General features: G+C 63.8%; 6 protein-coding genes and 1 pseudogene. 6 read left to right on the forward strand and 1 reads right to left on the reverse strand.

Annotation, left to right across the window (positions count from 1 at the left end; genetic code table 11):
* Position 1: 1 nt before the first annotated feature.
* The 6 genes from QJT78_RS26650 to QJT78_RS26675 all read left to right on the forward strand — a co-directional run bounded on the left by QJT78_RS26650 (position 2) and on the right by QJT78_RS26675 (position 7,266).
* Complete coding sequence (locus QJT78_RS26650) at positions 2-2,392, forward strand: aldehyde dehydrogenase family protein (RefSeq protein WP_028151190.1); 2,391 nt, start codon at positions 2-4, stop codon at positions 2,390-2,392.
* An 83-nt stretch (positions 2,393-2,475) separates the two neighbouring features.
* Positions 2,476-2,931, forward strand: coding sequence for an RbsD/FucU family protein (locus QJT78_RS26655; protein WP_014494077.1), 456 nt, complete (start codon positions 2,476-2,478; stop codon positions 2,929-2,931).
* A gap of 5 nt (positions 2,932-2,936) precedes the next feature.
* Positions 2,937-3,860, forward strand: coding sequence for a ribokinase (gene rbsK, locus QJT78_RS26660; RefSeq protein ID WP_028152674.1), 924 nt, complete (start codon positions 2,937-2,939; stop codon positions 3,858-3,860).
* Positions 3,861-3,867: 7 nt separating this feature from the next.
* Positions 3,868-4,743 carry a sugar ABC transporter permease gene (locus tag QJT78_RS26665; RefSeq protein WP_028152673.1) on the forward strand — a complete coding sequence of 292 codons (876 nt, stop codon included), beginning with the start codon at positions 3,868-3,870 and terminating at the stop codon, positions 4,741-4,743.
* Complete coding sequence (locus tag QJT78_RS26670) at positions 4,740-5,777, forward strand: carbohydrate ABC transporter permease (protein WP_028152672.1); 1,038 nt, start codon at positions 4,740-4,742, stop codon at positions 5,775-5,777. The genes QJT78_RS26665 and QJT78_RS26670 overlap by 4 nt, the downstream gene beginning before the upstream one ends.
* 49 nt (positions 5,778-5,826) lie before the next feature.
* Positions 5,827-7,266, forward strand: a complete 1,440-nt coding sequence (locus tag QJT78_RS26675) for an extracellular solute-binding protein (protein ID WP_335337530.1) — start codon at positions 5,827-5,829, stop codon at positions 7,264-7,266.
* Positions 7,267-7,275: 9 nt separating this feature from the next.
* On the opposite strand, the pseudogene QJT78_RS26680 reads toward QJT78_RS26675, so the two are convergent.
* Positions 7,276-7,442, reverse strand: a pseudogene (locus QJT78_RS26680) (IS630 family transposase); the annotation flags it as partial.

The following is a 7,442-nucleotide window of genomic DNA, read 5'->3' on the forward strand; positions in this document are numbered from 1 at the left end:
CATGAGTATCGCACATTATTATGAGACCATGGATTATGGTCCCGCTCCCGAGGCGGACGGCGAGGCGCGCGCCTGGCTGAAGCGGCACGACGCGACGTTTGGGCATTTCATTGCCGGTAAATTCGTCGCGCCGGCTTCGGGCAAGCATCTGGCGACGATCGAGCCGGCCACCGGAAAGACGCTGGCCAAGATCGCGCAAGGCATCGCAGCGGATGTCGAGGCTGCCGTCGGCGCCGCACGATCGGCGCAGTCGTCATGGGCAAAGCTCGGTGGTCACGGTCGTGCCCGTCATCTCTACGCACTCGCGCGCATGCTGCAACGTCATGCTCGTCTGTTCGCGGTGTTGGAAGCGATCGACAATGGCAAACCGATCAGGGAAACCCGCGATCTCGACGTGCCGCTCGCCGCGCGCCACTTCCTGTATCACGCCGGCTGGGCGCAATTGCAGGACCGCGAATTCGCCGACCACGTCCCGGTCGGTGTGATCGGCCAAATCATCCCCTGGAACTTTCCGCTGCTGATGTTGGCCTGGAAGATCGCGCCCGCGCTGGCGACCGGCAACACCGTGGTGCTGAAACCGGCGGAGTTCACGTCACTCACCGCGCTGTTGTTCGCCGAGCTCGCGGCGGAAGCCGGCCTGCCGCCCGGCGTGTTGAATGTGGTGACGGGTGATGGCGCCACCGGCGCGTTGCTCGTCGAAAATCCCGGTATCGACAAGATCGCCTTCACGGGGTCGACGGAGGTCGGGCGATTGATCCGTCAGTCGACCGCAGGCAGCGGCAAGTCGCTGACGCTCGAGCTCGGCGGCAAGTCGCCGTTCATCGTGTTCGACGACGCCGACATCGATGGCGCCGTGGAAGGCGTGGTCGATGCGATCTGGTTCAACCAGGGCCAGGTCTGTTGTGCCGGATCGCGGCTTCTGCTGCAGGAAGGGATCGCAGAGACATTCCGCAAGCGCCTCATCCGCCGCATGGAGACGCTGCGCGTGGGTCCGCCGCTCGACAAGGCGATCGACATGGGCGCGGTGGTCGCTCCGGTGCAGCTCGAGCGGATCAAGGCGCTGGTCGAAACCGGCGTCAAGGAGGGCGCTGAGAAGTATCAGGCGCCGGGGCCGATCCCCACTGAGGGATGCTTCTATCCCCCGACCTTGCTTTGGAACGTACATCCGTCATCGACCGTGGCGATCGAGGAGATCTTTGGCCCGGTGCTGGTCGCGATGACGTTCCGCACGCCGGACGAGGCGGTGATGCTCGCCAACAACACGCGCTATGGCCTTGCCGCCAGCGTGTGGAGCGAGACCATCGGGCTGGCGCTCGATATCGCGCCGAAGCTTCAGGCCGGCGTGGTCTGGGTCAATGCGACCAATTTGTTCGATGCCAGCGTCGGCTTCGGCGGCTATCGCGAGTCCGGCTTCGGTCGCGAGGGCGGCCGGGAAGGTCTCTACGAATATCTCAAGCCGAAAGCCTGGAGCGGGCGGAAGGCGCGGGCGAAGGTGCCGCCGCCGTCCCCAGCGGCTTCTAACGACGGCGCCGGATTTGGCACGCCGTCGATCGACCGAACCGCCAAGCTGTTCGTCGGCGGGAAGCAGGTTCGTCCCGACGGAAATTATTCGCGCGCGGTGCTGTCGCCGAAGGGGAAGCATCTCGGCGAAGCCGGCGAGGGCAATCGCAAGGATATCCGTAACGCGGTGGCCGCTGCGCGCTCGGCCGAGGGGTGGGCGCGGGCGACGACGCATAATCGCGCCCAAATCCTCTACTACCTTGCCGAGAATCTGTCCGCGCGTGGCGACGAGTTCGCCCGGCGCATCGGTGATATGACCGGCGTTTCGCCCGCCAAGGCGCGCGCGGAGGTCGAGGCGAGTATCGAACGGCTGTTCAGCTATGGGGCCTGGGCCGACAAATACGAGGGGACGATCCATGCGCCGCCGTTGCGCGGCGTGGCGCTTGCCATGCACGAGCCGATCGGCGTGGTCGGGGTGGCCTGTCCGGACGAGGCCCCGTTGCTGGGCTTCATCAGCCTGGTGGTACCGTTGATTGCGATGGGCAACCGCGTCGTCGCCGTCCCAAGCGAGCGGCATCCGCTTGCAGCGACCGATTTTTATCAGGTGCTGGAGACGTCGGATGTGCCGGCAGGCGTCGTCAATATCGTCACCGGCGAGCGTGATGCGCTCGCAAAGGTCCTTGCCGAGCATGACGACGTCGATGCGCTCTGGGTGTTCGGCTCGCAGGAGGCCTCGACTGCCGCGGAGCGGCTGTCGATCGGCAACCTCAAGCGCACGCTGGTCGACCACGGGCTGGCGCTCGATTGGTACGACCGGGTGGCGAGCGAAGGTCCGATCCTGCTCCGCCACGCGGTGCAGGTGAAGAACATCTGGATTCCCTATGGGGACTAAAGACGTCATCTTGCGGTGATACGGGTTGGCATCCGGACCATCAGAGTTCGGGCGATTTTTTGAAGACAAGGGAGGGACGCAACATGCTCAAGGGCATCAATCCACTGCTCAATGCCGACGTGCTTTATGCCTTGCGCGCAATGGGGCACGGGGACCGCCTCGTGGTGTGCGACACCAATTTTCCTGCCGACTCCATCGCGCGCCAGACCGTGTTCGGCGAACTGCTTCGCATCGACAACGTCAGTACGGCAAAGGCGATCGAAGCCATTCTCTCGGTGCTGCCGCTCGATACGTTCGTCGACGATGCCGCGATCCGCATGGAGATTGTTGGCCAGCCCCAGGAGGTGCCGCCCGTGCAGCGCGAGGTGCAGGCCGCGATCGACCGCGCCGAGGGACGCTCCTGGCCGCTGGTCGGGGTCGAGCGCCATGCCTTCTATGAAAAGGCCAAGACGGCCTACTGCGTGATCGCCACGGGAGAGCGGCGCTTCTACGGCTGCTTCCTGTTTTCCAAGGGCGTCATCGCGCCGGACGGAGAGTGACGACCATGAGCAAGACTGGCGTCGCAGTGCTCGGCATCTTCGTCGTCGATCTGGCCTTCCGGGCCGGCAACATGCCCGCGATCGGTGAAACGATCGCCGGCTCGGGATTTGCCATGGGACCAGGCGGCAAGGGGTCGAACCAGGCCGTGGCCGCTGCGCGCGCAGGTGCAGACGTGACCTTCATCTCCCGGATCGGCCGCGACGCCTTCGGTGATCTTGCCATCAAGACGTGGGAAACCGAGGGCATTCGGCCGCGCGTCGCCAGGACTGCGGAGGCGCCGACCGGCGCGGCCTTCATCTATGTCCACGAGACACGCGGCGACAACGCCATCATCGTGGTGAGCGGAGCGGCCGACGGTCTCAGCCCCACCGACGTCGATGCGGTGGCGGATTCGATCCGCACCAGCCGCGTCTTCGTGACCCAGCTCGAGCAACCGGTCGCGGCCGCGCGGCGCGGCCTCGAGATCGCGCGCGCCGCGGGCAGCATCACCGTGTTCAACCCGGCACCCGCGGGCGCATTCGACGACAGCCTGTTTGCCTTGTGCGACTACGTCGTTCCCAACGAGACCGAGGCCGAGGCACTGACCGGGATCGCGGTGAGCGATCTTGCCGGCGCCCGCCGCGCCGGCGACGCGTTGGTGGCCAAGGGAGCGGGGACCGCGCTGATCACGCTCGGCGAACGTGGGGCGCTGTTTCACGGGCGAGATCGCTCGCTGCACGTGCCGCCGTTCGCCGCCGGCAAGGTGGTCGAAACCGCGGGCGCGGGCGATGCATTCGTCGGCGGCTTCGCTGCAGCGCTTGCGGGCGGCGCCGATCCCCTGGAAGCGGCGCGCTTCGGCTCCGCCACGGCGGGGATTTCCGTGACGCGCGCGGGGACTGCGCCTGCCATGCCGCGGCGCGCCGAGATTGAAGCCCTGTTGAAGGGATGATCTGCTCATGATGCGGAATGATCCGATCAAGCATGTCTTCATCTGGCCGGCGGTGCTCGTCGTGCTGGCGATCTCGATCTTTCCGCTGATCTATTCGTTTACCACGAGCTTCCTCAGTTATCGCCTGATTCCGCCGATCCCGCCGCGGGTCGTGTGGTTCGGCAATTATGCTACGCTCCTGCAGGAGCCGCGCTTCTGGAATGCGATCTTCACGACGACGCTGATCGCGTTCATTGCCGTCGGGTTGCAATACGTGATCGGGTTTGGCGTTGCGCTCGCGCTGAACGCGCGCGTTCCGGGCGAACGGCTATTTCGCGTGGCCTTGCTGCTGCCCATGCTTCTGGCCCCGGTTGCCGTCGCGCTTGTGGCTCGCATGATCTTCAATCCGACCATGGGGCCGCTCAACCAGTTCCTGTCCATGTTCGGCATGGCGAACCTGCCGTTCCTCACCAACGGTCATTGGGCGCTCGCCTGCATCATCGCTGTCGAGATCTGGCAATGGACGCCGTTCATCATCCTGATGATGCTGGCTGGCCTGCAAACGCTCCCCGAAGATGTCTACGAGGCGGCCGAGCTCGAGAACGCCAGCGCCTGGCAACAGTTCTGGGGCATCACCTTTCCGATGATGCTGCCGATCTCCGCCGCGGTCGTCTTCATTCGCCTGATCGAGAGCTACAAGATCATGGACACCGTATTCGTGATGACGGGCGGCGGACCGGGTGTGGACACCGAGACCCTGACCTTGTTCGCCTATCAGGAGGGCTTCAAGAAGTTCAATCTCGGCTACACGTCGGCGCTCAGCTTCCTGTTCCTGATCGCGATCACGATCATCGGCGTGACCTATCTGGCGCTGTTGCGGCCCCATCTGGAGAAGCGCCGATGAGCGGGCAGGGCCTCACCGGACTGTCGAGCTGGAGCCGCCGCCTGGTCGCGGCCGGTGTCTTCGCATGGTGCCTGATCACGGCGTTTCCGCTCTATTGGGTGGTGGTGACGGCGTTCAAGACTCCCCCGGGCGTGGTCGGCGGCCCGACCTATATTCCGTTCGTCGATTTCACGCCGACCCTGCAACCCTTCATCGATCTCTATCAGGGCATCCGTGGCGAGTTCTTCCGGACCTTTTTGAACTCAACAATCGTTGGCTTGTCGGCGGCGGCGATCGCGACTGCGGTCGGCGCGATGGCGGCCTATGCGCTGGTGCGGTTCGAATTCAGGGTGCGCTTCGGCGCCGGCCTGATCTTCTTCCTGCTCGCGCTCGGCGGCTATCTGCTGTTCAACAATTCGCTCGGATTCACCCGCGCGCAGGCGCTGCTGCTGGCGTTCCCGATCGCGCTTGCCGCTGCAATCCTTGCCAACCGCCTGCCGCTGCCGGGGCCGATCCTCGGCAATGAAGACATCCTGTTCTGGTTCGTCAGCCAGCGCATGTTTCCGCCGATCGTCACGGCGTTCGCGCTGTATCTCCTCTACAGCGAAATCGGCCGGCTCGGCTTCCAGCTCATCGACAGCTATGTCGGCCTGACGCTGTGCTACGTCGCGTTCTCGCTGCCGATCGTGGTCTGGCTGATGCGCGACTTTTTCGAGGCCATTCCGATCGAGGTCGAAGAGGCCGCGATGGTCGACAACGTGCCAAGTTGGCGCATCTTCCTCGGCATCGTGGTGCCAATGTCGATGAACGGACTGCTGGCGACTTTCATGATCACGCTCGCCTTCGTCTGGAACGAGTTCCTGTTCGCGCTGTTCCTGACCAATTCCAGATGGCAGACGCTGCCGATCCTGGTGGCGGGACAGAACAGCCAGCGCGGCGACGAATGGTGGGCGATCTCGGCCGCGGCGCTCGTCGCCATCATTCCGATGATGATCATGGCAGGTCTGCTCAGCCGCATGATGCGGTCGGGCCTGCTGCTCGGAGCGATCAAATAGCAAAAACCTATGTAGGGAGGACTGGACGATGTTGCGACGGACGTTTCTGATGCTGACCACCTCGCTCGCGATGGCTTGCACCGCGAGCCAGGCGAACGCTGCTTGTAGCCCGGATTACTCCGGCGTCACCCTGACTGTGGCGTCGCAGACCGGACCGTATATCGCCTCCGCGCTCAAGCTCGGCGCGGACGAATGGACCAAGAAGACCTGCGGCAAGGTCAATGTGGTCGAGTTCCCCTGGTCGGAGCTCTACCCGAAGATCGTTACATCGCTTACCGGATCGGACGCGACGTTCGATCTGGTCAGTTTTGCGCCGGCCTGGCTGCCCGACTTCGTCACCTATCTCAGCGAGATGCCGAAAGAGATGCAGTCCGGCAAGGATTGGGACGATGTCGAGCCGGCCTACCGTGAGCGCCTGATGGTGTGGGAAGGCAAGATCTATTCGCAATCGATGGACGGCGACGTTCACACCTACACCTATCGCACCGACCTGTTCAGCGATCCCAAGGAGAAGGACGCCTTCAAGGCCAAGTACGGCTACGACCTGGCGCCGCCAAAGACCTGGAAGCAATATCTCGACATCGCGGAGTTCTTTCAGCGCCCCGACAAGGGACTCTGGGGCACGGCGGAGGCCTTCCGTCGCGGTGGCCAGCAGTTCTGGTTCTTCTTCAGCCACGCGGCGGCCTATACCAACAACCCGAACTATCCGGGCGCGATGTTCTTCGACCCCGAAACGATGGATGCCCAGATCAACAATCCGGGCTGGGTGAAGGGATTGGAGGAGTATATTCGCGCTTCCAAGCTTGGCCCGCCCAATGCGCTGAACTTTTCGTTCGGCGAGGTCAATGCCGCCGTGGCCGGCGGCCAGGTCGCCGAGTCGATCGGTTGGGGCGACACCGGCGTGATCGCCGCCGACCCCAAGCAATCGAAGATTTCCGGCAAGGTGGGCTCTGCGGTGCTGCCCGGCTCTGACGAGATATGGAACGCCAAAACCAAGAAGTGGGACAAGTTTCCGGCAGTGCTGCCGGCACCCTTCATGGCGTTCGGAGGCTGGCAGATTGCCGTGCCAAAGGTGGGCAAGAACCAGCAGGCGGCATGGGATTTCGTCAGGACGCTGACAAGCCCTGAAGTCTCCGGCAAGGCCGCGATTACCGGTGGCACGGGTGTCAACCCATATCGCAAGTCGCACACCACGAATCTGGAGTTGTGGAGCAAGATCTTCTCGCCGACGGAAGCCAAGGAATATCTCGGCGCCCAGGCCGACTCCATTAACGGCAAGAACGTTGCGCTCGACATGCGTTTGCCCGGCTATTTCTCCTACACCGAGGTTGTGGAGATTGAGCTTGGCAAGGCGCTGGCCGGCCAGGCCACGCCGCAGGCCGCGCTGGACGCGGTCGCGAAGGAATGGAATCGCCTGACCGATGAGTTCGGCCGCGCGAAGCAGCTCGCCGCCTATCGCGCGGCGATGGGCCTCCCACCGAAGAACTAGTACCCGGAATCAGAGCTGAGTGATACGGCGGCCTTTGAAACGGCGTTGACGGACCTTTTTCTTGTTCCAGACGAAGGGCTCGGCTCTGTCGTTGTATGCGTTGACGTAGGCATCGATGTGTTCCTGAAGCTGCTTGAGGCTCGTGAAGGAGGTGCCGCTGAGCGACTGCCCCTGCA

It is taken from the genome of Bradyrhizobium sp. Mp27, from assembly GCF_029953005.1.
Lineage (GTDB): Bacteria > Pseudomonadota > Alphaproteobacteria > Rhizobiales > Xanthobacteraceae > Bradyrhizobium > Bradyrhizobium barranii.

Coding starts and splice junctions, on each gene's coding strand:
- QJT78_RS26650 (WP_028151190.1), top strand. CDS start 2: ATGAGTATCGCACATTATTATGAGACCATGGATTATGGTCCCGCTCCC.
- QJT78_RS26655 (WP_014494077.1), top strand. CDS start 2,476: ATGCTCAAGGGCATCAATCCACTGCTCAATGCCGACGTGCTTTATGCC.
- rbsK (WP_028152674.1), top strand. CDS start 2,937: ATGAGCAAGACTGGCGTCGCAGTGCTCGGCATCTTCGTCGTCGATCTG.
- QJT78_RS26665 (WP_028152673.1), top strand. CDS start 3,868: ATGATGCGGAATGATCCGATCAAGCATGTCTTCATCTGGCCGGCGGTG.
- QJT78_RS26670 (WP_028152672.1), top strand. CDS start 4,740: ATGAGCGGGCAGGGCCTCACCGGACTGTCGAGCTGGAGCCGCCGCCTG.
- QJT78_RS26675 (WP_335337530.1), top strand. CDS start 5,827: ATGCTGACCACCTCGCTCGCGATGGCTTGCACCGCGAGCCAGGCGAAC.